This window comes from Sphaerisporangium sp. NPDC049457 (genome assembly GCF_055586705.1).
Map to the genome: position 1 here is coordinate 258572 of NZ_JBVJHR010000015.1, position 23553 is coordinate 282124.

The 23553-nt window shown below is 71.0% G+C and carries 25 protein-coding genes; 13 read left to right on the forward strand and 12 right to left on the reverse strand.

Translation table 11 applies throughout. The annotated features are described in order from the left end of the window. Window positions 1-33 precede the first annotated feature (33 nt). Window positions 34-714 carry an SDR family oxidoreductase gene (locus ACZ6QO_RS24225; protein ID WP_465853865.1) on the reverse strand — a complete coding sequence of 227 codons (681 nt, stop codon included), beginning with the start codon at window positions 712-714 and terminating at the stop codon, window positions 34-36. Window positions 715-838: 124 nt separating this feature from the next. Between ACZ6QO_RS24225 and ACZ6QO_RS24230 the strand changes: the two genes are divergently transcribed. The 6 genes from ACZ6QO_RS24230 to ACZ6QO_RS24255 all read left to right on the forward strand — a co-directional run bounded on the left by ACZ6QO_RS24230 (window position 839) and on the right by ACZ6QO_RS24255 (window position 7588). Then, window positions 839-1435, forward strand: coding sequence for a winged helix-turn-helix transcriptional regulator (locus ACZ6QO_RS24230; protein ID WP_465853866.1), 597 nt, complete (start codon window positions 839-841; stop codon window positions 1433-1435). 264 nt (window positions 1436-1699) lie between these two features. Continuing rightward, window positions 1700-3805 carry a glycoside hydrolase family 6 protein gene (locus ACZ6QO_RS24235; RefSeq protein ID WP_465853867.1) on the forward strand — a complete coding sequence of 702 codons (2106 nt, stop codon included), beginning with the start codon at window positions 1700-1702 and terminating at the stop codon, window positions 3803-3805. A 143-nt stretch (window positions 3806-3948) separates the two neighbouring features. Then, the gene (locus ACZ6QO_RS24240) at window positions 3949-4923 is read left to right on the forward strand and encodes a GlxA family transcriptional regulator (protein ID WP_465853868.1); all 975 of its coding nucleotides are present in this window, start codon (window positions 3949-3951) and stop codon (window positions 4921-4923) included. 1 nt (window position 4924) lies between these two features. Further along, a complete protein-coding gene (locus ACZ6QO_RS24245; RefSeq protein ID WP_465853869.1) occupies window positions 4925-5551 on the forward strand; it encodes a DJ-1/PfpI family protein in 627 nt (208 codons plus the stop codon). 211 nt (window positions 5552-5762) lie between these two features. After that, window positions 5763-6902 carry a sensor histidine kinase gene (locus ACZ6QO_RS24250; RefSeq protein ID WP_465853870.1) on the forward strand — a complete coding sequence of 380 codons (1140 nt, stop codon included), beginning with the start codon at window positions 5763-5765 and terminating at the stop codon, window positions 6900-6902. After that, on the forward strand, window positions 6899-7588 hold the full coding sequence (locus ACZ6QO_RS24255) for a response regulator (protein ID WP_465853871.1): 690 nt from the start codon (window positions 6899-6901) through the stop codon (window positions 7586-7588). Before ACZ6QO_RS24250 ends, ACZ6QO_RS24255 begins: the two co-directional genes overlap by 4 nt. A gap of 72 nt (window positions 7589-7660) precedes the next feature. Here the strand turns inward: ACZ6QO_RS24255 and ACZ6QO_RS24260 are convergent, their stop codons facing one another. Next, window positions 7661-8290, reverse strand: coding sequence for a DUF2306 domain-containing protein (locus ACZ6QO_RS24260; RefSeq protein ID WP_465853872.1), 630 nt, complete (start codon window positions 8288-8290; stop codon window positions 7661-7663). Window positions 8291-8591: 301 nt separating this feature from the next. Here ACZ6QO_RS24260 and ACZ6QO_RS24265 point away from each other — a divergent pair, with 301 nt between their 5' ends. After that, window positions 8592-9578 (forward strand): NAD(P)-dependent alcohol dehydrogenase, encoded by a 987-nt coding sequence (locus ACZ6QO_RS24265; RefSeq protein ID WP_465853873.1) that lies wholly within the window; start codon window positions 8592-8594, stop codon window positions 9576-9578. 35 nt (window positions 9579-9613) lie between these two features. Here ACZ6QO_RS24265 and ACZ6QO_RS24270 read toward each other — a convergent pair whose 3' ends face one another. Continuing rightward, window positions 9614-10159 carry a TetR/AcrR family transcriptional regulator gene (locus tag ACZ6QO_RS24270; RefSeq protein ID WP_465853874.1) on the reverse strand — a complete coding sequence of 182 codons (546 nt, stop codon included), beginning with the start codon at window positions 10157-10159 and terminating at the stop codon, window positions 9614-9616. A 172-nt stretch (window positions 10160-10331) separates the two neighbouring features. Here ACZ6QO_RS24270 and ACZ6QO_RS24275 point away from each other — a divergent pair, with 172 nt between their 5' ends. Both ACZ6QO_RS24275 and ACZ6QO_RS24280 read left to right on the forward strand, forming a co-directional pair. Next, window positions 10332-11171, forward strand: coding sequence for an oxidoreductase (locus tag ACZ6QO_RS24275; protein WP_465853875.1), 840 nt, complete (start codon window positions 10332-10334; stop codon window positions 11169-11171). 203 nt (window positions 11172-11374) lie between these two features. Then, entirely contained in the window at window positions 11375-12118 is a 744-nt protein-coding gene (locus tag ACZ6QO_RS24280) for an SAM-dependent methyltransferase (protein WP_465853876.1), read from the forward strand. On the opposite strand, the gene ACZ6QO_RS24285 is transcribed toward ACZ6QO_RS24280, so the two are convergent. After that, window positions 12090-12788, reverse strand: a complete 699-nt coding sequence (locus tag ACZ6QO_RS24285; protein WP_465853877.1) for a hypothetical protein — start codon at window positions 12786-12788, stop codon at window positions 12090-12092. The genes ACZ6QO_RS24280 and ACZ6QO_RS24285 overlap by 29 nt on opposite strands. A gap of 60 nt (window positions 12789-12848) precedes the next feature. On the opposite strand from ACZ6QO_RS24285, the gene ACZ6QO_RS24290 reads away from it, so the two are divergent. Continuing rightward, window positions 12849-13574: a MerR family transcriptional regulator gene (locus ACZ6QO_RS24290; protein WP_465853878.1), complete on the forward strand. Its 726-nt coding sequence runs from the start codon at window positions 12849-12851 to the stop codon at window positions 13572-13574. Window positions 13575-13822: 248 nt separating this feature from the next. On the opposite strand, the gene ACZ6QO_RS24295 is transcribed toward ACZ6QO_RS24290, so the two are convergent. After that, on the reverse strand, window positions 13823-14065 hold the full coding sequence (locus tag ACZ6QO_RS24295) for a hypothetical protein (RefSeq protein ID WP_465853879.1): 243 nt from the start codon (window positions 14063-14065) through the stop codon (window positions 13823-13825). Between the two features lie 427 nt (window positions 14066-14492). Between ACZ6QO_RS24295 and ACZ6QO_RS24300 the strand changes: the two genes are divergently transcribed. Then, entirely contained in the window at window positions 14493-15446 is a 954-nt protein-coding gene (locus ACZ6QO_RS24300) for a helix-turn-helix transcriptional regulator (protein WP_465853880.1), read from the forward strand. Between the two features lie 59 nt (window positions 15447-15505). Here ACZ6QO_RS24300 and ACZ6QO_RS24305 read toward each other — a convergent pair whose 3' ends face one another. The 4 genes from ACZ6QO_RS24305 to ACZ6QO_RS24320 all read right to left on the reverse strand — a co-directional run bounded on the left by ACZ6QO_RS24305 (window position 15506) and on the right by ACZ6QO_RS24320 (window position 19169). After that, entirely contained in the window at window positions 15506-16318 is an 813-nt protein-coding gene (locus tag ACZ6QO_RS24305) for a DUF1206 domain-containing protein (protein WP_465853881.1), read from the reverse strand. A 92-nt stretch (window positions 16319-16410) separates the two neighbouring features. Continuing rightward, window positions 16411-16827, reverse strand: a complete 417-nt coding sequence (locus tag ACZ6QO_RS24310) for a PIN domain-containing protein (protein ID WP_465853882.1) — start codon at window positions 16825-16827, stop codon at window positions 16411-16413. Next, window positions 16803-17114 (reverse strand): hypothetical protein, encoded by a 312-nt coding sequence (locus tag ACZ6QO_RS24315; RefSeq protein ID WP_465853883.1) that lies wholly within the window; start codon window positions 17112-17114, stop codon window positions 16803-16805. Before ACZ6QO_RS24315 ends, ACZ6QO_RS24310 begins: the two co-directional genes overlap by 25 nt. Window positions 17115-17291: 177 nt before the next feature. Next, a complete protein-coding gene (locus tag ACZ6QO_RS24320) occupies window positions 17292-19169 on the reverse strand; it encodes a serine hydrolase domain-containing protein (RefSeq protein ID WP_465853884.1) in 1878 nt (625 codons plus the stop codon). Between the two features lie 166 nt (window positions 19170-19335). Between ACZ6QO_RS24320 and ACZ6QO_RS24325 the strand changes: the two genes are divergently transcribed. Together ACZ6QO_RS24325 and ACZ6QO_RS24330 are read left to right on the forward strand one after the other, a co-directional pair. Next, window positions 19336-20487, forward strand: coding sequence for a sensor histidine kinase (locus ACZ6QO_RS24325; protein WP_465853885.1), 1152 nt, complete (start codon window positions 19336-19338; stop codon window positions 20485-20487). Beyond that, window positions 20465-21118 carry a response regulator transcription factor gene (locus ACZ6QO_RS24330; RefSeq protein WP_465853886.1) on the forward strand — a complete coding sequence of 218 codons (654 nt, stop codon included), beginning with the start codon at window positions 20465-20467 and terminating at the stop codon, window positions 21116-21118. Before ACZ6QO_RS24325 ends, ACZ6QO_RS24330 begins: the two co-directional genes overlap by 23 nt. 416 nt (window positions 21119-21534) lie before the next feature. On the opposite strand, the gene ACZ6QO_RS24335 is transcribed toward ACZ6QO_RS24330, so the two are convergent. The 3 genes from ACZ6QO_RS24335 to ACZ6QO_RS24345 form a co-directional block, all read right to left on the reverse strand. Beyond that, complete coding sequence (locus tag ACZ6QO_RS24335; protein ID WP_465853887.1) at window positions 21535-22053, reverse strand: type II toxin-antitoxin system RelE family toxin; 519 nt, start codon at window positions 22051-22053, stop codon at window positions 21535-21537. 2 nt (window positions 22054-22055) lie between these two features. After that, entirely contained in the window at window positions 22056-22367 is a 312-nt protein-coding gene (locus ACZ6QO_RS24340; RefSeq protein ID WP_465853888.1) for a type II toxin-antitoxin system prevent-host-death family antitoxin, read from the reverse strand. 299 nt (window positions 22368-22666) lie between these two features. Continuing rightward, window positions 22667-23553: DUF5937 family protein (locus ACZ6QO_RS24345; protein ID WP_465853889.1), on the reverse strand; the 887-nt coding region annotated here is incomplete at its 5' end.

Here is a 23553-nt window from a genome sequence, read left to right on the forward strand (position 1 = left end):
CCCCCCGGACCGGATCCGGCTCGCGCTCCGTGCTCAGACCAGGAGCGTCGAGAGGTTCTGCTTGTGGGTGCGGCTGAGCTCGTCGACGATGATCTCCGGCGTGCCGGCGGCGATGCCGTCCAGGGCGGCCGCGGCCACCGCGGCCGGGTCGATCTTGTTCTCCGGGGCGACGTAGGAGGCCATGTCGGTGTCCATGTAGCCGACGTGCAGGCTGGAGACCTGGATGCCATTGGCGGCCAGTTCCTGGCGGACCACGTTGGTCATCGCCCAGGCGGCGGCCTTGGCGACGCTGTAGCCGCCGTAGGCGGGGACGTGCAGCCACGAGAGCACCGACAGCACGTTGAGGATGGCGCCGCCGCCGTTGGCCTCGATGACCGGCGCGAACGCGCGCGTCGCGGCGAGGGTGCCGAAGTAGTGGGTCTCCATCTCCAGGCGGACGTCGTCGAAGTCGCCCCCGATCAGCCCGGCGTGGGTCGAGACGCCGGCGTTGTTGATCAGCAGCGTGGCGTCGGTGGCGACGCGGGCGGCCTGCGCCACCGATTCGGGGTCGGTGATGTCCAGGCGCAGCGGCACCGCGCCGGGCACGTCGACGGTCTCGGGCCTGCGGGCCGCCGCGTACACCTTGGCGCCGCGTTCGAGCAGCTGCGTGACGAGGGAGCGGCCGAGGCCGCGGTTGCCGCCGGTCACCACGGCCACGGCGTTCTCGATGTCCATGTCTTCGTACCTCCTATGCGTTCTCCAGCTCCTGACCTGCGAATTCATGCAGTAGTCCGAGCTGGCTTGGTTCAGCCAAGCTAGCAGCTAGCTTGGAAAAAGCAAGTGAGAGTAGGCTGGAGGCGTGAGAAGGACGACCCGCCGCGCCATGCTGGACGCCGAGTGCTCGATCCAGCGCAGCCTCGAAGTGATGGGAGACCCGTGGAGCGTGCTGATCCTGCGCGACGCGTTCCGGGGCAGCAGCCGGTTCGGTGACTTCCAGGCCGGCCTCGGCATCTCCACCGACCTGCTCACCGACCGCCTGGCGCGCCTGGTCGACGCCGGCATCCTTGAGCGGCGCCCGTACAGCGAGCCCGGCAGGCGCGCGCGCAACGGCTACCACCTCACGCCCGCGGGCGAGGAGCTGCGCGTCGTCCTCGGGTCCCTTCAGCAGTGGGGAGACCACCACCGCCCGCCCGAGGCCGGCCCGGCCTACGAACGCCGCAGCCGCGCCACCGGCGAACGCCTCACCGTGGCCTTCGTGGACGCCGCCGGTCGCGCGGTGCCGCTGGACGACGTCACCTTCGTCCGGGCCGCCCGGCCCGAGGGGGAGACGTGCGCGGTCCCGCCAGACAGCGAGCCGGAGCGGAAGCCGGCCACCGCCCGGCCCGAAGAGGAGCAGACCCGCGCCGTCCGGTCAGGGAGTGCGCCCGCCGAGGCTGCGGCGTCCGGCGTGAGCTGAACGTTTCACCGCGTTCCGCGCCGCCTCACGCGTGGTCCGGCCGCGTTCTCCGAGGTGCCGAAGTCGCCCGCGCGCCCGCGCCCGGCCGTCCGCCCCGCCGCCGCCGTCCGTGAGGGCGCGCCGGCCGCCCGCTGTTGTACATCTCTAACAGGGCACCGAGCCCGGGAACGCCACCGCCTCACGCCGGGCCGGATGGGACTTGAGCGGCCGTCGCGCCGGCACGGCGACCCGGCCGGGCCGGCCACGTCATGGAGATGATCTTTCATGAGACTGGGCAACGGCCGATTACGGCGCAGGATCCTCGTCGCGGTCACGGCCACCGCGCTCGCCGCCGCAGGGCTCGTCACCGGCACGATGACCGCCGCCGACGCGGCCCTCACCTGCGAGGTGACCTACACCAGTTACCAGTGGGGCACCGGGTCGGGCGGCTTCACGGCCACCGTCGCCGTCAAGAACAGCGAACCGGTCGTCAACTGGACGCTGACCTTCACCTTCCCCGGCTCTCAGCGGATCACCCAGGGCTGGGCGGCCCAGTGGAGCCAGTCGGGGGCCCGTGTCACCGCCAAGGGACAGTCCTGGGGTCCGGCCGGCTCCTTCACCATCGGCTTCAACGGGTCCTGGACGGACAGCAACCCGCCGCCGACGGACTTCGCGATCAACGGCGTGCCGTGCAAGGTCATCCTGGTCCCGAGCCCCAGTCCCTCCCCCAGTCCCAGTCCCAGCGTCTCGCCGAGCGCCACGCCCACGCCCGCGCCGCTGAAGATCCTCATCTCGCCCTCGTCGCTCACCGTGCCGGAGGGGGGCACGGCGAGCGTCCAGGTGCGGCTCAACCGGCAGCCGCCGGGCAACGTCATCGTCGGCACCGCCCGGGTGGCCGGCGACCCGGACCTCACCGCTGGGCCGACGCTGACCTTCACCCCGGCGAACTGGGACATCCCACAGATGATCGTCGTCGCCGCCGCCGAGGACGACGACACGGTGAACGGCTCGGCGACCTTCGACTCCCGCAGCAGCCAGATCACCGGCAGCAGCGCCGTGCTGTGGTCCGCCACCGAGCAGGACGACGACGAGGCCACCCCCTCGCCCACGCCGAGCCCCACGCCGGAGACCCCGGTGGACAACCCGTTCATGGGCGTCGCCGGGTACGTCAACGAAGACTGGGCCGCCAATGTCGAAAGCTCCGCCGCGGCGGCCGGCGGCAGCACGGCCGCGCGGATGCGCGGCCTGAAGACCGTGCCCACCGCCGTCTGGCTGGACCGCATCGCCAAGGTCACCGGCGGCGCCGGCGTCACCACGACCCTGGAGGACCATCTGGACGCGGCGCTGGCGCAGAACGCCGGCTACGTCACCCTGGTGCTGTACGACCTGCCGGACAAGGACTGCTGGTCCCTGGTCTCGGACGCCGAACTGCACGACTCCGAAGGCCTGAGCCGGTACAAGACCGAGTTCATCGACGCCATCGCCGCCATCGTCGCCAAGCAGAAGTACCGCCGGTTGCGCATCGCGACGATCATCGAGCCGCGTTCGCTGGCCCATCTCGTCACCGGCAGGAACACCATCTCGTGCGCGCTGGTAGGGCAGTCGGGCGTCTACCAGTCGGGGATCAGGTACGCCCTGGACAAGCTCTCGCCCCTGCCCAACGTCTACACCTATCTCGACGCCGCCCACTCGGGCTGGGTCGGCTGGGAGACGAACTTCACGCCGCTCGCCGACATCATCACCGAGACCGTACGGAGCACGACCGCCGGGCTGAGCAGCCTGGACGGCATCGCCACGAACGTCGCCGACTACATCCCGACCGAGGAGATCTACCTGCCCGACCCGTACCTGACCTTCGGCGGAGTCCAGGTCAGGTCCAGCCGGTTCTTCGACTGGAACCCCAACTTTGACGAACGGGACTACGCCTCGGCGATGCGGAACACGCTCATCGCCAGAGGCTTCCCCTCCTCCATCGGCATCGTGATCGACACCTCGCGCAACGGCTGGGGAGGGCCGGCCCGGCCGGTCCGCGTGAGCATCTCCGGCGACGTGAACACCTACGTGGACGAGAGCCGCCTGGACCGGCGCCCCTACCGGGTCAGCCCGTGCAACCAGAAGGGGGCAGGTCTCGGCGCCCGGCCCGTCGCGAACCCGCTGCCCGCCGTCGACGCCTACCTGTGGATCAAGCCGCCGGGCGAGTCCGACGGCGCCGGCGGCCCCTTGCTGCCTCCGGACACCGACCGGCTCGTCGACCGGATGTGCGACCCCTCCGCCATGAACCGGTACGACCAGACCCAGCCGACCAACGCCATGCCCAACGCGCCCGCCAAGGGCGACTGGCATCACGACCAGTTCGCGATGCTGGTGGAGAACGCCTACCCGCCCCTCTGACCGATCTCGCCACGCCCAACGAGAGGATCTTCGATGGCATCCGGGACATAGTCGCTGATGTCGGGCGCGCTCGGCGGGCGATGGCCCGATCTGCAAGGTATGTGTCCTTGCGGCCATTCCCCGCGGTCGCCAAGTATGGCGGCATGTCCCAACGCGTCGTCATCGTGCTCTTCGACGGCTTCCAGTTGCTCGACCTCGCGGGGCCGGCCGACGTCTTCTCGGCGGCCGGCCTGCTGCGCCCCGGCGCCGACTACCGCGTCGAGGTCGCGGCCGTCCACGCGGGCGCCGTGCGCTCGTTGTCCGGTGTCACCGTGGCCGCCGAGACGCCACTTGCGAGCGTGCGGGGTCCGGTCGACACGCTTCTGGTCGTCGGCGGCCTCCCGGCCCGTTCGGCGATCGCCGACACCCCCGGACTGGTCCCGGAGATACGCAGGCTCGCCGGGGAGTCGGGTCGCATCGGGTCCATCTGCTCGGGCACGTTGCTCCTGGCCGAGGCCGGCCTGCTGAAAGGACGGCGGGCGACCACCCACTGGGCGGTGGGCGGCCTGCTCGCCCGCGAGCATCCGGACGTCCAGGTGGACGCCGACCGCATCTACGTACGCGACGGCGACGTGTGGACCTCGGCGGGGGTCACCTCGGGCATCGACCTCGCCCTCGCCCTCGTCGCCCACGACCACGGACACGACCTCGCAAGGGAGATCTCCCGGTGGCTGGTGGTCTACCTGCAGCGGCCGGGCGGGCAGAGCCAGTTCAGCACGCCGCTGATAGCGCGCACGCCGAAGCGCGAGCCGCTGCGCGACCTTCAGGGATGGATCGAGGAGAACCTCCGGGCCGACCTGTCGGTGGAGGCGCTCGCGGGACGGGTCAGCATGAGCGTCCGCCACTTCTCGCGCGTCTTCCGGGCCGAGATCGGCATGTCACCCGCGCGCTACGTCGAACACGCGCGGACGGCGGCGGCCGGACGCCTGCTGGAGACCGGCGACGAGCCGCTCGACCGCGTCGCCGCCCGCGTCGGCCTCGGGACCCCGGAAACCCTTTACCGCGTCTTCCAGCGCCATCTCAAGATCTCGCCGGGCGAGTACCGGCGCAGGTTCCATTTCCATCGCAAGGACGTCTGACATGCGCATCGCCATCCCCCTGTACGCCGGCTACGACGCCGTGGACGCCCTGGGACCGTACTTCGTCCTGCGCAACATCCCCGGCGCCACGGTCACCTTCGTCGCCGAGCGGCCGGGCGTCGTCGCCGACGAGGGGGTCACGCTGACCGCCACCGCCTCGTTCGCCGACCTGCCCAGGCCGGACGTCCTGGTGGTGCCGGGCACCCAGGACGTGCAGCGGAGCACGGCGGACCCGGCGCTGATCCGCTACGTGCGGACGGCCCACCCTGCCACCACCTGGACCGCATCGGTGTGCGTGGGCTCGCTCACGCTCGGCGCGGCCGGCCTGCTGCACGGAGTCAGGGCGACCACGCACTGGGTCGCCCACGACCTGCTCGCCGGGTTCGGAGCGCGGCCGGTCGACGAGCGCTTCGTCCAGGACGGCAAGATCGTCACGTCGGCCGGCGCGCTGGCCGGCATCGACATGTCGCTCCACCTGGCGTCCTTGCTGGCGGGCGAGGAAGTGGCCATGGCGATCCAGCTCGGCCTGGAATACGCCCCCCAGCCGCCCTTCGACGCCGGAAGCCCGAAAACGGCCCCCAGAGAGACCACCGCACTGGTGCGCTCCCTCCTGAGGAAGGACGCCTGAGGCCGGCACGGCGCTGAGCAAGGATGCGGCGCCGGGGCGGGCGCGGCGTCGAGGAACAGTTGACCGGGCGCGGCACTGAGGCCAATGCGGCGGGCGCGGGCTGAGCGGATGGCCGCCCGACCGGGGGGCGGCCGGACCAGGGGACGGCGGTTGGGCACATGTCCTCCTTCAGGGCGGTCCGCGGCGGCGCGTGCTCTCGTACCATGACTTCGTGCGCGGCCTCATTCGCTCGGTGTGGGACGAGCCCCGTCCCCCGAACCCGCCGCGACGGGTGTGGCGAGACTGGGTGCTCGTGGGCGCGCTCGCATCGCTCACGGTGGTCGAAGGGGTCGTGCGTCCCGAGCTTCCGTGGCGGGCCTTCTCGGTCGCCGTCACCCTGGCGCTGGTGCCCACGCTGTTGTGGCGCCGCACCCGGCCGCTGCTCATGCTCGCGATCGTCTTCTGCACCACGAACGCTGCCCCGCTGTTCACCGGCGGAGAGGCTCCTGAGACCTACACCATGGCGTTCGTGTTGTGCCTGGTGTACGCGCTGGCCCGGTGGGCGTCCGGACGCGAGGCCGTCGCCGGGGCGGCCATCATGTTCTTCTCGGTGTCCATCGCGATCGCCTCGCACCGCATGCAGGCCGCCGACGCCGTCAGCGCGTTCACCGTCATGTGCACGGCCACCACCCTGGGCGCGGCGTTCCGCTACCGGGCCAGGGCGAGGATGCGCGAGCTCGACCAGGTCAAACTGCTCGAACGCGAGCAGCTGGCGCGCGATCTGCACGACACCGTCGCCCACCACGTCTCGGCGATGGCGATCCGCGCGCAGGCGGGCCTCGCCACCTCCGCGTCGCGCCCGGACGCCGCGGCCGAGGCGCTCCGCGTGATCGAGGCGGAGGCGGCGCGCGCGCTGGACGAGATGCGCGCCATGGTCCGCGTCCTGCGCCATGACGAGCCGGCCGATCTGACGCCCGGCCGGCGCATCGCCGACCTCGGACAGCTCGCGAGCCCGGGCCGCTCCGGCCCCGCCGTCGAGGTGCGGACGACGGGCGACCTCGGCGGCATCCCTCCTTCGGTCGAGGCCACGATCTACCGTCTCGCCCAGGAGTCGGTCACCAACGCCATCCGGCACGCGCGTCACGCCACCCGCGTCGAGGTCGCCGTCACCGCCGACGACACGGCGGTACGCCTGCGCGTGCACGACGACGGCGACACCGGCCCCACCCGGCCCGCCGCGCCGTCCGGATACGGGCTGATCGGCATGGCCGAACGCGCCGGCCTGCTCGGCGGCACCTGCGAGGCCGGCCCCGACCCCGGGGGCGGCTGGACGGTGACCGCCATGCTGCCGCTGAAGGGGGCGCCGGCATGAGCGTCACGGTGGTCGTCGCCGACGACCAGGAGATCGTCCGCACCGGGCTGGCGATGATCCTCGACGCCCAGCCGGGCATCGAGGTCGTCGGCGAGGCCGCCGACGGGCGGCGCGCCGTCGAACTCGCACGGCGCCTGCGCCCCGACGTGTGCCTGTTCGACATCCGCATGCCCGGCCTGGACGGCATCGAGGCCACCCGCCTGCTCGCCGGACCGGGCGTCGCGGACCCTCTCGCCGTCGTGGTCATCACCACCTTCGACCTCGACGAGTACGTCTACGCCGCCCTCCGGGCCGGCGCCCGGGGCTTCCTGCTGAAGAACGCCGGCGCGGAGCTGCTCTCGCAGGCCGTCCACGCCGCCGCCGACGGCGACGCGCTCATCGCGCCGAGCATCACCGCACGGCTGCTCGGCACCTTCGCCCGCAGCGGGCCCGCCACACCGCCGGCGCGTCCCATCGAGCCGCTCACCGACCGTGAGGAACAGGTGCTGGTGACCGTGGCGCGTGGACGCACCAACACCGAGATCGCCGTTGATCTTCACATCTCGCTCAGCACCGTGAAGACGCACATCGCCAGCCTGATGGCCAAGCTCGGCGCCCGCAACCGCGTCGAGATCGCCATGTGGGCCTATGAGACGCACCGCGTCCCCTTCACCGACCCGCACAACCCACCGCAAAGACATCGTTAGTGCCCGGCCGCACCGCCCGAGGGCCCTTTTTCACCGTCCGGGGACCCGGCTCCACCGTCCGAGGGCCCGGCTTCACCGTCCGGCCGGAGTACGGGGCCGGCGGGCCGGCCGACTCCTGCGGATGACCCATTCCGCCACGGCGAGGTTGATCACCCAGCCCGCGGCCATGAGGAGCGCCCTCGCAAGCTCGCCCGGCGTGCCGACGATCGCGAAGTAGGGCGCGTGGGTCAGCGCCTGCGTGCCCGCGCCCAGACCGATCGCGTAGCCGCGGATCATCCAGGCGCGGTGCCGGGCGATGTCCCGCCGCCTGATCGCGGCGAGGCCCAGGACGATGGACACGACCATGGCCGTGCCGAACACCAGCCGGAAGGCGGCCACGAGATCACCGTCACCCACGGGACGGGGATAGAAGAGCGTCATCTCCAGACCGGTGAGCCCCGCGAGGAGTCCGCACGGGACCAGGAGCCGCCCGGCGACGCGATGCCAGCCGGGCCTGCGCAGGCGGAATCCGGGGGCGAACTGGAAGGCCCCGAGGAGGCTGTACACGGTGACGCCGATGATGTGCAGCACCACCGGCAGCGGCGCCGCGAAGAAGCGGGCGTTCTCCGGCGTGATCACAGAACCGTCGCTGGTCAGCTCGGTCATCCGAACGGCCCCGGCGATCACGGGAACGGCGCTGAGCAGGATCAGCGAGGCGGGCACGAGCCACCCTGCCTTCGGGCGGGCGGCTCTGGCGGAGTTCTCCGGCCGGTTCCGCCCGGCCGTCGGCCGGCCGCCTCGCGGCGACCGTGGCAGCGGGGGGATCGGAGGGAGCGGGGGGCGTGCCGTCGGGCTCTCGTGGGTCATGAGCCGATCGTGGCAAGCGAGGCTATGGCGGATCATCGGCGGACCGGCCCCATTTCCCCTGGCCGATCATCCACGCAATGGGCGTACTTTCGGCTGATGAGCGGGGGATGCCGGCTTTCTACATTGATTCTCGCCATCCGTTGATGAGGAGAATGCCATGAAAGCCTTCGTCCTACGCTCGTACGGCCCACCCGACGTCCTCGACCTCACCGACGTGGCCGATCCCGTGCCCGGCGACGACGAGGTGCTGGTCCGGGTGCGCGCCACCTCCGTCCAGCCCTACGACTGGCACCACATGAGAGGAGAGCCCTACCTCGCGCGGCTGATGGGCGGCACCGTCGGGCTGCGCAGGTCGAAGATCGAGATTCTGGGCGCCGACATCGCGGGGCAGGTGGAGGCGGTCGGCGGGAACGTGACGCGGTTTCGTCCCGGCGACGAGGTGTTCGCGATGCCCAAGCAGGGCGGCTTCGCCCAGTACGTGTGCGTCCAGGAGGACGAACTGGCGCCGAAGCCGAAGAACCTCTCGTTCGAGCAGGCGGCCGCGGTGCCGATGGCGGCCAACACCGCCCTGATCGCCCTGCGCGACGCGGGACGGATGCGGACCGGGGACGAGGTTCTCATCAACGGGGCCTCGGGCGGCGTGGGCACGTTCGCCGTGCAGATCGCCCGTGCGCTCGGCGCCAAGGTCACCGGCGTCTGCAGCACGCGCAACGTGGACCTCGTCCGTTCGATCGGCGCGGACGAGGTCGTCGACTACACCAAGGAGGACTTCACTCGGAGGGGACGGCGCTACGACCTGCTGCTCGACAACGCGGGGAGCCGCTCAGGACTGGCGTGCCGCCGGGTGCTGAGGCCCAAGGGCGCCTACGTCGCCGTCGGCGGCCAGCCTGGACGCTGGCTGCAGCCCGCCGGCCACGTGTTCTCGGCGCTCGCGGTCGCGCCGTTCGTGTCCCAGCGCATGGTCTCGGCGGACGTGGTCCGCTGCGAGGAGAACAAGCGCAACCTCATGACGCTGACCCGGCTCATCGAGGACGGAAGCGTCACCCCGGTCATCGACCGCAGCTACCCGTTCGAGGAGATCCCCGCCGCGATCAGTTACGTGGAACAAGGCCACGCCCCCGGCAAGGTCGTCATCACGGTATGAGGGGGTCTTCGACGTCGCGGCCCGCGAGCGTGCGGCTAGCGGCGGCCGACGCCGTTGAGGAAGGTGTCGACGACGAGGTCGGCGGCCTGAGGGGGGTCGAGCCGGGGGAACCGGTGGGCGGCGGTGTCGACGAGGTGGTCGAGCATGGCGCGCGCCCAGGCGACCGGCACGTCGGCGCGTAGCAGGCCCTCGTCGGCCGCCCGCTGGACGAACCGGTCGAGCCGGCCGCTCAGTTCCTCCCTGCGGACGCTCGCGGCCGGATCGGCGTGCATCATGCGGCGCACGTCCAGCGGCCACTCGCGGCTGACCGGGACGATGCCCTCCACGTACCGGTGCAGGGCCACCGCCACCGGGGCCTCGACGAGCCGGGCCTCGTCCAGGACCCGCTGGGAGGAGTCGAGTTTCGCGTGGAAGACGGCGGTCAGCAGCGCCTCGCGGGTGGGGAAGCGGCGGTAGACGGTTCGCCGGTCGACACCGGCCTCCGCGGCGATCGCTCCCATGCTGGTCGCCGGGTCCTCGGCCAGCAGGCGGGCGCCGGTACGCAGGACCGCGTCGAGGTTGCGTGCGGCGTCAGCTCTCATAACGCCGTCAGTGTACCCGCCTTCAGGCCATCGCTGTAGCACATCACCATTTGACTTCACCAGGAGCGCGACATATACAGCTCTTAGCGCCACATCGCTGTGACATATAGCGGGGCGCCTCCCGGTAAGCGGACGGCGCGCTCGAAGTGGCGACAGGACAAGAGGAACGTGCATGAACAGGACCTGGCTCATCACCGGCGGCTCACGCGGCTTCGGGCGCGAACTCGCGGAGGCCGCGCTGGCCCGCGGCAACAAGGTCGTCGCCACCGCCCGGCGGCCGGAGCAGCTCGACGACCTCGTGCGGAAGTACGGCGACGACGTGCGGACGTTCGCGCTCGACGTCACCGACGCGGCCGCGGCACGTGCCGCCGTGCGGCTCGCCGTCGACGCGTTCGGCGCGCTCGACGTCGTGGTGAACAACGCCGGCTACGCCAACTCCTCCCCCATCGAGGAGACCCCGGACGAGGACTTCCGCGCGCAGGTCGAAGCCAACTTCTTCGGCGTCGTCAACGTCACGAAGGCCGCCCTGCCGGTGCTGCGCGCCCAGCGTTCCGGCCACATCGTGCAGTTCTCCTCCATCGGCGGACGCGTGGGCGGGTCCCCCGGGCTCGCCGCCTACCAGTCGGCGAAGTTCGCCGTCGAAGGCTTCTCCGAAGTGCTCAACAACGAGGTCAAGCCGCTGGGCATCAAGGTCACCATCATCGAGCCGGGAGCGTTCCGCACCGACTGGGCCGGGTCCTCCATGCAGATCCCGCCCGTCGGGCCCGACTACGAGGAGACCGTCGGCGCGATGAACCGCCGCCGCGCCGGCTTCGACGCGACCGCGCCGGGCGACCCCGCGCGAGCGGCACAGATCATCCTCGACATCGCCGACCTCGACGAGCCGCCGCTGCGCCTGCTCCTCGGGGCGGACGCGGTGCAACTGGCGGAGACATCGTCCCGCGCCCGCGCCGCCGAAGCCGCACGCTGGGCGGAGGTCAGCCGCTCGGCGATCTTCCCGCCCGGCGAGTGACCCGACACGAGTTACTCCTCGCGGGACGTCGTACGCGGAAGAGTCATCCTCTTCTCCTTGTACTGGGACGGCTACAGGTACAGAGCCGCCATCCCGCGAGAACTCATCGGTGGCGGACGCGATGTGACGGCGTCCGGGGAATCCGGCTTGGAGATCACGGCGATGTGTCGCGAGGCCGCCGCGTGTTACGACAGATTGGTGCCATGGATCGCCAGTTCATCAGTCACCTCGCCCATCGGGACCACTCCATCGCCGCGCCGGTCTCCGGCGCGCACGTGACCCGGCTGCTGCGCCGGGCCAGGCTGCCCGAAGGGGCGAGGATCCTCGACCTCGGCTGCGGTGAGGCGGCCTGGACGCTGCGGGCGCTGGCGCTGTACGAGGACGCGACCGCCGACGGCGTCGACATCTCCGCCGACGCGCTACGGGCGGCCGAGGTGAACGCGGAGGTCCAGGGCGTCTGGGAGCGCATCCGGCTGCACGAGCGGCCGGCCGCCGACTTCCCCGTGGCCGAGCGGTACGACCTGGTGATCTGCGTCGGAGCGACGCACGCGTTCGGCGGGCTCGGCCCCACCGTCGAGCACGTGCGCCGCTACCTGCGGCCGAACGGGCTGGCGCTCATCGGCGAGCAGTTCTGGGAGCGCGAGCCGACGCCGGAGGCGCTCACCCGGCTGGGCGCCGAGCCGGGCGAGCTGCGCGACCTGCCCGGCACCGTCGCCGCCGCCGAATCCGCCGGCTTCGACACGGTCTACGGGTACACCAGCGATCTGTCGGAATGGGATGAGTACGAGTGGTCCTGGACGGGGACCCTCCTGCGCTGGGCGAACGAGAACCCCGGCCCGGACGCCGACGCGGCCCGCGCCGCCGCCCTGGAGCACCGCGACATGTGGCTGCACGGCTACCGGGGAATCCTCGGCTTCGTCACCCTCCTGCTCCAGCGCACCGGCTGAGACCGAGCCGCGTCCGACGCAGATACCGCCATCCCAGGACGCCGTACCAGATCATGACCGGCAGGTGGAGGGCGTACCCGGTCTGTTCGAGCGCCACCGTGGATCCCTCCGTTCCGGTCGTCCACGGGAGGGCGACCGCCGCCAGGCCGGAAAGCGCGGCGATCAGGCCGGCCGCGCGAAGCCCGGCGGGCATCGGGATGCCGAACGCGGCGGCCGCCGTCGCGGCGACCCACAGCAGCCCCGCCAGGTCTACCAGCCATTTGGCGGTGAGCAGGACCGCCGAGGCCACGGTGACGGCCCCCGGAGCACCCGGGCGGGCGGCCAGCTGGGTCAGTGCCAGGTTTCCCGCGTCATGGAGCAGGCCCGCCAGCCCGGCGGCGGCCAGCAGGCCGCCCGCCTGCGTCACCAGGTGCCCTCTGGACGCCTCGGCAGGGCGAGCGGCCATCGCCAGCCCCGCCGCGGTCAGTGCCAGCCAGCCCAGCACGTCCAGCGCCAACTCGGTCATGTGCGGCCCGGCCTGCTCGCCCACCGCCGCCAGTACGGCCCCGGGGTCGGACGGACTCAGGGTCAACCCCGATGGCACCGCGATGGCGGTACCGGCGATCATGGTTGCCAGCGAGGTCAGCAGCAGCACACCGGTGAGCCGGTGCGAAGGGTTCGGATCGGTCATGGACGGACGCTAGAACCCTGACGCAGGGACAATGTCAACCCGCCATCGAGAGGGGACACCATGTGGCGGATCGGACAACTGGCGCACATGGTCGGCGTATCCGAACGCACCCTGCGCCACTACGACAAGATCGGCTTACTGGTCCCCGCCGCAGTGGACCGCACCACCGGCTATCGCCGGTACGGCGTGGCCGAGCTGTCCCGGCTCGAACGCATCCGCGGACTGCGGCGCCTCGGCCTGCCGCTGCGTCGGATCGCCGATCTGCTGGACGCCCCCGACGCGCAGCTCCGCCAGGCGCTCACCGAGGTCGTGGCGAACATCCGGCGTGACATCGACGCGCTGGCCTCGACCGCGGCCCATGCCGAGGACCACCTGGCCACGCCCATGTCCGTCCTGCCCTGCCAGGCCGCAGTGGGCCCGCGCCGGTTACGCGTCCACCACATGCGTCTGGACCATCCCGCCGACCTGGCCACCCTCTGCTCGGAACCACCGGCGGCCCTGCTGACCTGGCTTCGCGGACGGCCGTCGGGCGGGTTCGCCGCCGCGGTGACCACCGAAGAGGCGGGCGACGCGCTCACCCTCCCCGCCCGCACCGTCGTACGAGCCCTCGTCCCCTCCTCTGCGGGCGTGGTGAGAGCCGGGTATGACCTGTTCGACTGGCTGCACCGCCACCGTCTCGCCGTCGTCGGCCCAACCCTGGAGGAACACCTCACCGACGCCGACGGCGCCCGCGCCATCGTCCTTGAGATCCCGGTGGATCCCCGAGCCGGGGCCCACGCCGCCTGACCGCTCCCGGCCGTCGCCGATCCACGCCTACCGGACCTCGCCCCGGGCGGGCAGGCCACACCCGCCGTGCTACACGCCTGCAGGGAGGGACGGATGCCGTACGCCTCGGGCCGCATCCAGGGGGAGATGCGGCCCGAGGCTGGGGAGGGGCAGGATTCACCGGTGGTCAGACCTATGGACGACTCACTCGGGGCGCCGGCCGGCGTGTGTCGATGCGATCCGCCGGTCCGCCGAAGGCCGAAAACGACTCAGCGTTCATAGAGGAGCCAGTTGGCAGGTGTCTGCTCGCAGTGGTACCAGTCTCCGGAATGCCCTTCTTCCTGGGCCTTCTTGTCCTCGAAGTAGTTCTCCACAGCGTGGCAGAAGATCCCGCCGGCCTCGCTGTTCGCGAAGGTGCTGATCAGCCGGGCCGCATGCGCCGGGGTGGCGAGCAGTCCGGCGCTGGAGGCGGCCACGACTGCGACGACGGCGATGCGTGTCCTGAGGTTCACAACTCGACTCCCATCGATCGGGTGCTGGACGCGGATCCTTCGCCCACGGCGAGTTGACGTCGTGCCGCCGACTGTAGGGTCGGCGGCGGTGGGGTCCCTGGATCTTCTGAACCTGGGTTTGCCATGCCCACCAAGAGGCCGCGCTCCTGCGCTATGGGGCGGCAGAAGGCGCGTGCGGTCGTTCGGAATACCCGCAGGACTGGATGCCGATACGGCTCCTGCCCCGTCCCGGAGTCGCCGGCCGGCAGTATGGCCGATGGCGTGGTTGCAGTGCGGAACCCGGTGAGATTTCAGCGCTGTTGCAGGAAAAGGCGTCGTTGCCGGCAGTCGCGGCGAACCGGGCGGCTCCGCACACCTCGGACGCGTCGTCGTAGCGGCACTCGGACATCAGTCCGTCCGAACCGGCCGCCCTCACGGTGCGGCGGTGATGCGAAAATCAACCATGGTCAACGAGCGGGCGGCGGCCCGGGAGCTCGGGACGTTCCTCCGCTCTCGACGTGAGAGGACGACCCCGAAGGACCTCGGGCTGGAGCCCGGCCCGAGGCGGAAGGTCGAGGGACTGCGGCGCGAAGAGGTCGCGGCGCTGGCCGGGCTGAGCACCGACTACTACCAGCGCCTGGAACAGGGCAGGAACGTGCGGCCCTCCGACGCGATACTGGATTCGATCGCCGACGCGCTCGCCCTGGACGAGGTGGAACGACGTCACCTGATGAGGCTGGCGCAGCTGGCGCGCAGACCCCGACCGCCGGCCCTCCGTGCGGCCGACCGGGTGCCGAGGAACGCCAGGCTGCTGCTGGAGGCGATAGACCTGCCGGCGTTCGTGGCCACCCGGCATCTCGACATGCTCGCCTGGAACAGGCTGACCGCGGCGCTGCTCGGCGATCCCCGAAAGATTCCACCGGACCGGCGCAACGTGCTCCTCACACTGTTCCATGAGGAGTTCCAGCCGCGCTGCCCCGGCTGGGAAGCCATGGCGTCCGACTACATCGGCATGCTGCGCGCCGCGGTCGCCACCGATCCCGAGCATCCACGAGCGGTCGCGATCGTCGATGAGCTGAGCATGTGCAGCCCCGAGTTCCGCCGGTTATGGGCGCGGCACGACGTCAGGGAGGGCGTCCACGGCGCCAAGACCTTCCAGCACCCGCGCGTCGGTGACATCGCCGTCGAATGGGACGCCTACCCGCTGCAGCCCCCGGCCGGACCACTGATGATCGTGTTCACCCCCATAGCCGGGCATGAAGGGCGATTACGCCGCCTGAAAGTCATCGCGGACGCCGGCGACGACCGTGAGCCGGAGCCGCACGCCGCACCCGCACCCGCACCCGCACCCGCCAAGCGGCATGCCGACACGGCAGGCGACCGGCGCCACGGCGGCGGCTGACGAACGGATACGGCGGAGCAGGGTGAGCCCGGTGCCGGGATTCAGGCGCGCGGCCCGGCTCACACCCGATGCCAGCGGGCCTCCGCGAAGCAGTAGACGGCGAACAGCACCAAGCCGACGGCGACCGCGACGAGCAGCCACGGACCGGTCGGGGTGTCGGCGAGCGACTTGAGCGCCCCATCGATGCCGACCGCCTTGCCGGGGTCGTACGTGAGGGCCGCCCGGCCGATCAGCGCGCCGGCGGCGAGAGCGATGACGCCACGGGCGACATGGCCGACCTTGCCGATGATGACCACGAGAGCGTGGGCGCGCGGCTCGGCCACGTGCATGTCCCGCATGAACCTCCCGGTCCACCCCTCGTGTATCCAGGACACGCCGAAGCCGATCAACGCGAGCGCTATCAGGGCGACCAGGATCTGGCCGCCGGGCAGCTCGAACAGCGCCTTGGCGGCATCCTGCGACTGGCTGTCGGTCGAGGAGGCGGCCTTGTTCTGAGTGAGCAGAGCCACCATCGAGAACACCAGGGCGATGTAGACGGCGGCCTTGGCGATGGACTCGACGCGATAACGGACCTCGGGCCGGCCCCAGATGGCCTCGGAGAGGTGCCAGACCGTCAACGCGGCCAGGCCGACGGCCATGACCCAGAGCAGGGTGTCACCGACAGGCGCGTCGCGCACGATGTGGATCGCACTGCTCTTGTCGGCCTCCCCACCCCTGCCGAAGGCGATCTGGAGCGCGACCAGCCCGATGATCGCGTACAGGACGCCGCGCGCGGCGAATCCGACTTTGGCCAGCTTCTCCAGGACGGGGTGGTCGGCCACGCGCCGGGCCGCACCCTCCAGCCGCCGGCCGGCCCGCTTCGCGGTCGTCATCGAGGTTCCTCCCGGGTAACAGGTCGATCTGACTCCTGACCTGGACCCGGTCGGTCAAACGTGCGAAGTTCGTGCCCGATAACTCGTCGGCGCTATACCCGCACCAGACGGACGGCTTTGCCGCAGAGCCTGCTCATGTCGTCTTCGTCTGAGGTGAGGATGATGACCGGGCGGGCGGAGCGGAGGGCGGTCGCGGCCACGACGGCGTCGATCGCGTACTTGTGGCCGTGCAGGCCGGCGGCACGGAGCAGTTCCAGCGCGTGGACGGAGAGATCCTCGGTCACCGGCTCCACACGCAGGCGCGACAGGTGCCATCGCAGGCGGTCGTTCGTCACCCGAGCGTCGAATGCTTCGAGAGGAGTGAGAGCGCTCACGGCGACGCGGAAATCGTTGCTCTGCGCCTCTCGGATGATCGCGGTGACACGCTGATCGGCCGCACACCATTTGGAGAGGCCTTCGGAGTCCAGGATGACGGTCCCGGCGCTCAGTTTGCTCCGTGCGCGTGCCATCTGCCGTCCTCCTGTAGTTCGGGAGCGGATTTCACGCTGCGGAACAGATCCTCCGCCTCGTCACGGAGGTGCTGCGGGATCGGGCCGTTCTCTTGTTCGTTGGCCTGAAGCGCCTCCTCCAACAGATCCCGCTCGATCTGACGCTCCACGGCGGCATCCACGTAGGCCGAGAAGCCGCGGGCACCGACACGTTCCTTGACGGCACGGATGTTACCGGCGCGCAGGGAGACGCTGACCTTGGCCGCGGGCCCCTCACCTGGCGGGAAGGCGCGTTCAGGCAGACTCATGAAGCAATCTTACTACTAGAAGTAGTAAATCACCCGCCCCCTCACGGATCGGCGCTCCTCTCCCACGCACGCGGCGAGCCGGCGCCTCCTGCCAGCGCGGGCTACATCGTGATGGCCGCCCTGAAGGTGGCCCTGACCGCGATCCTCCTGGGCGTGCTACGCCGCCACTGACCTTGATCACAGGTGACGGCCGAGCAGGTTCCAGTGCTGGCAGAACCACAGGAGGGCGAGCAGCCCCGCCAGCACGACCACCTGGTGGCCGCGGGCCAGGACGCTCGCGCGCCGCCAGGCCCTCACGGTGGTGGCGATCGCGGCGACGGTGAGTGCGAGGATCAGCAGCGGCAGCACGAGGAGGGCCTGGACGTTGGCCGGCACGCCGTACAGGATGCTCGTGTCGCCGGTCAGGACCAGCGTGAACAGCACCACGAACACCAGTCCGACCGCGGCGGCAAGCCCGGTCAGGACACGTCCGGCGCGCCAGACACGCGGAACGGGACGCTTCTTGGCCCGGAAGAGGCGGACCACGGCGGCCACCGGCAGGCCGAGTACGGCGGTCAGGGCCGTCACGGCGAACAGCAGGACGATGACGACGTTGACCGGCGGGGTGTCCCACCAGGGAACGCGTTGGTAGGCGGGACCGTCCGTGGCCACGTACGCGGCGCCGCTCCCGCCGGTCACCAGCGCCAGCCGCTGAGTGCCGCCGTCCTGCCGGTACAACCCGGGTCCCAGCGGGCTCCACGTCGAGCCCCTGAAAATGAGCTTCCCGCCCTCCACCCGCAGCCGGGTGGAACCGGTCAGGGCGACCACCTTCTCGATGCTGGACTCGGCGGACCGGGTCGGCTTGTAGAAGCCTTCGACCGGCATGACATGAGCGCCGCCGTCGGGCACGGCGCGCTTTCCGGGCAGGAAGCGGTCGAAGAAGGCAGGAATGATCTCGGTGGCGGCGTCGCCCCCGCCCAGACCGTTCATGGAGACGAACAGTCCGAGGTCGGCGTCGGGCACCAGCAGCAACGCGCTCTGGAAGCCCTCCCAGCCGCCGTCGTGCATGATCACACGATGCCCGTTGAGCGTCTGCTCCTTGAACCCGTGGGCGTACCCGTCGATGCGCGGATCGGCCGCGAACGTCCGCCGGTGCATGAGCCGGGCCGTCGGCTCGTCCAGGATGCGCCGGTCGCCGAAGCGTCCGTCCCGCAGGTGGGCGATCATGAAGTGGGCCATGTCGTTCGCGGTGGCGCTGATCGACCCGTCGGGGGCGAGGTTGTCGAAGACGAACGGCTTGCGCCGATACGCCCCGCCCTCGTAGTCGTAGCTGCGCGCCAGATCCGCGGCCAGCGGGGCGGGGACGGGCTCGGCGGCCGTGCTGTGCCGCATCGCGAGCGGGTCGAGGATGTGCTCGCGCACGTACTCGTCATACGGCTGCCCGCTCACCCGCGACACGATGTGCCCGGCCAGCGCCGCCCCATAGTTCGAGTACGCCGACACCTCGCCGGGCGGGCGCACCCGCGCGGGCATGTTGTCGGCGAGATAACGGGCCAAGGGCGGCACGTCGTCCTTGCTCCGCGACCCCACGCCGATCGTGCGGTCCTCGAACCCGGCCGTGTGGTCCATCAGGTCCTGCAGCGTGATCGGCCGGGGGTAGGTCGCGGGGATCCGGAACGCGGCAAGGTAGCGGTTCACGTCCGCGTCAAGGTCCAGCTTGCCCCGCTGGACCTGCTGCATCACCGCGGTCCAGGTGAACAGCTTGGTGATCGAGGCGATGCGGACCATTGAGGTGCCGGGGTCGAAGGGCCTGCGGTTCTCGACGTCGGCCAGTCCGTACCCCTTGCTGAAGAGCGTCTTCCCACCGCCCACCACCGAGACGACCGCGCCCGGCACGTGGTTCACCGCCAGCCCGTCGGCCATCGCGGCGTCGAAGAAGTCCGCGAGAGCACGTTCGTCCGGAAGATCGGTGGCCGCCGCGGCGGGACGCGGCACGAGGATCATCAGCGCCGCGCACAACGCGACGGACACCGCCGCCGCGCACACCGCGACGAGCATCGAACGGAAGACATACACGGGAGGACTCCTGACCTTGTCGAGGCCATCCACGATGCGGCCGGCGATGGCGCGGCCGCATCGCCATCGCGGCCACCGGCGTGTCAGAAGAAAGTCGGATAAGCCCGGCGTCCGGCATCGACCCTGGTATGAGGTGGCGCGCCACCGCCCTGGCTACGCTGGACCGATGCTGTCGTACCGCGCGGCGCTGCGGCGGGTGGCCGCGCTCGGGCCGCACACGATCAGCGCGGCCGCCGTGGCGCTCTGTCTGTTCCTCACCGTCCTGGCGGTCAGGACGCCGTGGGCGCCGCTGCCGCCACCCGTCATCGCCGCCGCCGGGCTGGCAGGCACGGGTGCGGTGTGGTTCCGGGGCCGGTGGCCGGTCGCGGTGGCCGTCGCCGGGGCGGGCGCGTTCGTGCTGTCGGGCAATCCGGGGCCGCTGCTGATCAGCTTGTTCTCCGGCGCGAGCACGCGTTTCCCGGCGCTGGCGGCGATCGGCGTGGCCGGGTTCCTGGCCCAGCAGTGGGTGGACGGCGGCCGATCGGGCACGGACGCGCTGATCTCGGCGGCGACCGCCACCGGGGTCGCGCTCGCGACAGGGGCGTACGTCACCACCCGCCGCGAGCTGACCCGATCGCTGCGCGAGCGCGCCGAACGCGCCGAGACCGAGCAGCGTCTGCGCAACGAGCAGGCGAGGTCCGCCGAGCGCCGCCGGATCGCCCGGGAGATGCACGACGTGCTCGCGCACAAGGTGACGCTCATCTCGCTGCACGCCGGCGGCCTGGAGGTGAACGCGAGCGCGGGGCCCGAGCGCGTCGAGCGGGAGGCGGCGCTGATCAGGGTCAGCGCGCAGGAGGCCCTCGAAGAGCTGCGCAAGATCCTCGGCGTGCTGCGCGCCGGGGCCGACGATGACGACGACGGCTTCCCCGACCTGCGGCGGCTGGCCGACTCCTGGGTATCGGCCGGCGGGACCGTCACCCTGCACGGCGATATCGGCACGTGGCCATTGGAAACGGCCAGGGCCGCGCATCGCCTCGTCCAGGAGGGCCTGACCAATGCGCACAAGCACGCCCACGGGGCCCCGGTCACGATCACGGCGACCGGGAGCAGGGAAGACGGTGTCATGATCGCGGTCGCCAACGGACGCTCGTCCCGGCCGAGCCTGGAGACCGGCGCCGGGGTCGGTCTGGTGGGGCTGGCGGAGCGTTTCCGGCTGATCGGCGGAACGGTGCGCGGCGGTCCGGACGATGCGGGAGGCTGGCGTCTTGAGGGCCGGCTGCCGTGGCACGCCGCGGACGCATCCCCGGGGGGATCACATGATCAGGACACTGCTGGTTGACGACGAGCCGCTGATCCGCGCGGGGCTGCGGTTCATCATCGAGTCCGCACCCGACGTGGAGGTCGTGGGCGAGGCCGAGGACGGCGACCAGGCCGTCGACGCGGTCCGCCGTCTGGGGCCCGACGTCGTCCTGATGGACGTCAGGATGCCCCGGTACGACGGCCTGGCCGCCACCGGGGCCATCCGCCGGCTCGCCCGGCCGCCCGCGGTGATCATCCTCACCACGTTCGACAGCGACGAGCACGTCTTCACCGCCCTGGAGGCCGGAGCCTGCGGGTTCCTGCTCAAGGACACCGCGCCGCACGACCTGATCCAGGCGATCCGCCTCGCGCACGGCGGCGACTCGATGCTGTCCCCGCGGGTCACTCGGCGGCTGATCCACCGGCTCACCACCGACCAGCCCATTCGGCGCCGCCGTGACGCACTCGCCCGGCTGGAGGCCCTGACCGGCCGCGAGCGCGAGGTGCTCACCGAGGTCGGGCTCGGCCGCTCGAACGCCGAGATCGCAGCCCGGCTGAACATGAGCGAGGCCACGGTCAAGAGCCACATCTCCCACCTGTTCGACAAGCTCGCCGTCACGAACCGCGTACAGGTGGCCATCGCCGCCTACCGCGCCGGCCTGGTCGACTGACTCGGCCCCACGCTCTTACCACCGGGACTGTACGACCAACGGCCTGAGCAGCCGCAGCCCCGGCGAGACGATTTTCGGCGTCCGCATGGTGCTGTCGGTCATCGTGGTGGCCGCGCCGCCGGGATCGGCCGCGAAAACCGAGATGCCCGTGCCTCGCAGCCGCTCCGCCAGGTCCAGGGTGTATGCGAGGTTGGCGAGCTTCGCCCGGCCATACCAGTGAAAGCCGCTTCCAGCTCGCCCGTCGTCATGGCGATGACCAGCCTCTCGGCCTCGTCCACGTCGTGGTACTCCAGGATCTCCCCGTTGTCCTCAAGGAAGGCATCTCCCGGCTGAACCATCGCCCAACTGATCGCATCGAATGGTCGGCGCCGCTTGACGAGATACGCACCGCCGAGGACCTGAACGGCGACTCCGGGCTAACGGGACCCCGAGCGGAACTCCGTCCATAGATCGACGGCTTTCTCCAGATCGAGTGCCGCTACATCCTCGCGGGCCATGCCGACTGTGTAGATCAAGCGATTGGCGAGCCAGTCGGGGACCGGCTCTCGTGCAGGTGGCTCGTCGATGTGGATGTGGTCGGTCAGAGTTCCGAGGCGGTCGATGACCTCGCCGAGGCGGACGAGATCGGGACGCGAACCGCCGGCCGCCCGGACTCGCGCCTTGGCCTCGGCGTAGACCTCCGCGTCGGCCCTCTCGCCGACTGCCCAGATCTCACAGATTTCGACCGCCTTGTCATCGGTGATCCGATAGACGACCCGCCAGGTGTTCCGGCCGACGACAAGCTTGCGGAATCCGGTGAGTTCCCCACCTAGTGGGTAACCGGCCTCGGGGTTCTCCAGCAACAGAAGAATTTTCTTCAGAATCTTGGGAACCGCGTCCGGGCCGATTTTACGGAGATCGTCGACGGCCGGGTCGGTGAATACGACGTCGGACACCGCTATTCGTCGTCATCCGGAAGCGCGGCCAGCGACTCACGGGTATGCCCGAAGGCGGAAAGGACATCATCGATCGACGTCCGTCGCCCGGTGTCGGTCGCCGCCCGTACGAGAACCAGCGCCAGATCGCGTAGATCGGCCGCGGCCTCTTCCAGCTCGTTGAGACGCCGCATGCTCACGACCGCTGCGACCGGCTGATGCCGACGGGTCACCACCAAATCTGTCCCATGCTCCGCATCGGCCACCAGGCGGGCCACCCCGCGCTGCGCAGCCTCGGTGACCGTGAGCTCGGTCGCATCATGGAGAACAGTCATGCGAAAACTGTATAGGAAACTGTGCAGAACGACAATCACTGAACCGCGTCGCAGGCCGTCGCAGCGGAACGGCCCGCGCCTGCAAGGTCGGCGGAACCTCCGGCGGCAGGTGACGAGCTACGCCTCGGCCGAGGACGGGCCGGCCCCCTGGCCCAGGTGGGCGACCTCCTCGGGCAGGCTGGAGCGCCGGCCACTCGTGCCTTCACCCCCTGTCTGGGCAAACCCCAAGGATTTCCCATCCCGCTGCATGAAGGAAGCGAGCGTTCGAGTGCGGCGCGACACCGTCGCGCATATGCGGCTCAGGCGTCGGGCTGGCGGCTTGCCGCGCTGAGCAGCAGGTCACCGAGTTCGGTCCGCGAGTAGAGCACCTGCCGGCCCACCCGCCGCGAGGTCAGCAGCCCGGCGGCACGCAGCGCCTGGAGGTGCGCGCTGAGCGTCGGCGCGGAGAGCGCCATCTGAGTGGCGGCCTGGCTGGTCGACATCGGCAGGTCGAGCTGGGCCAGCAGGGCGGCGCGGGTCTGCCCGAGGACGCCGGCGAGCGCCGAGCCGGTCTGCTCGGGGTGCGGCTCCCAGAGCCGGCCGAGGCCGCGCGGGGAGTAGGAGACGCTGGGGGCATCTGGCTGCGCGGTCCGCACCAGGACGTCCGGCCAGGCGAAGGCGCACGGCACGAGGAACAAGCCGCGCCCGCCGCAGTCGGCGTGGCCCTCGTAGTACTTGACGATTCTGAGCGTCTGGTCGGCGAACGTTACCGACGGGTGCAGGTTGCTCATCATCCGGTCGACGCCGCCGTCGGCCAGGGCATCGAGCCGGTAGGCGATGTCGTCGTCGAGTAACGCATTGATCCGCGGCCAGTCTGGGGCGATCGCGACCCGGTGGTACGCCTCGAGCGCCTCCGTGACGGGGCCGATACCCGCATCCGGCCGGTCCACCAGCGCCTGGAGCAGGGCTCGCCGCGCTTCGCGGCCGGGCCCCTGCTGGGCGACCGGGTGGGCCGCCAGGTGCGCCAGCTCCTGCGCCACGATCTCCGGATCGGCGTCGGCGATCTGCGCCAGCGCGTCCGCGAAGGTCGAGGAACGGCGACCCGGCGGCGGCACCAGGAAGTTGGGGACGTAGCCCTCTGGACGCACCAGCGCCCGCAGTAGGTCGAGGTCGCGCTCCCGCAGCCGGCCTGCCCGCTCGGCGAACC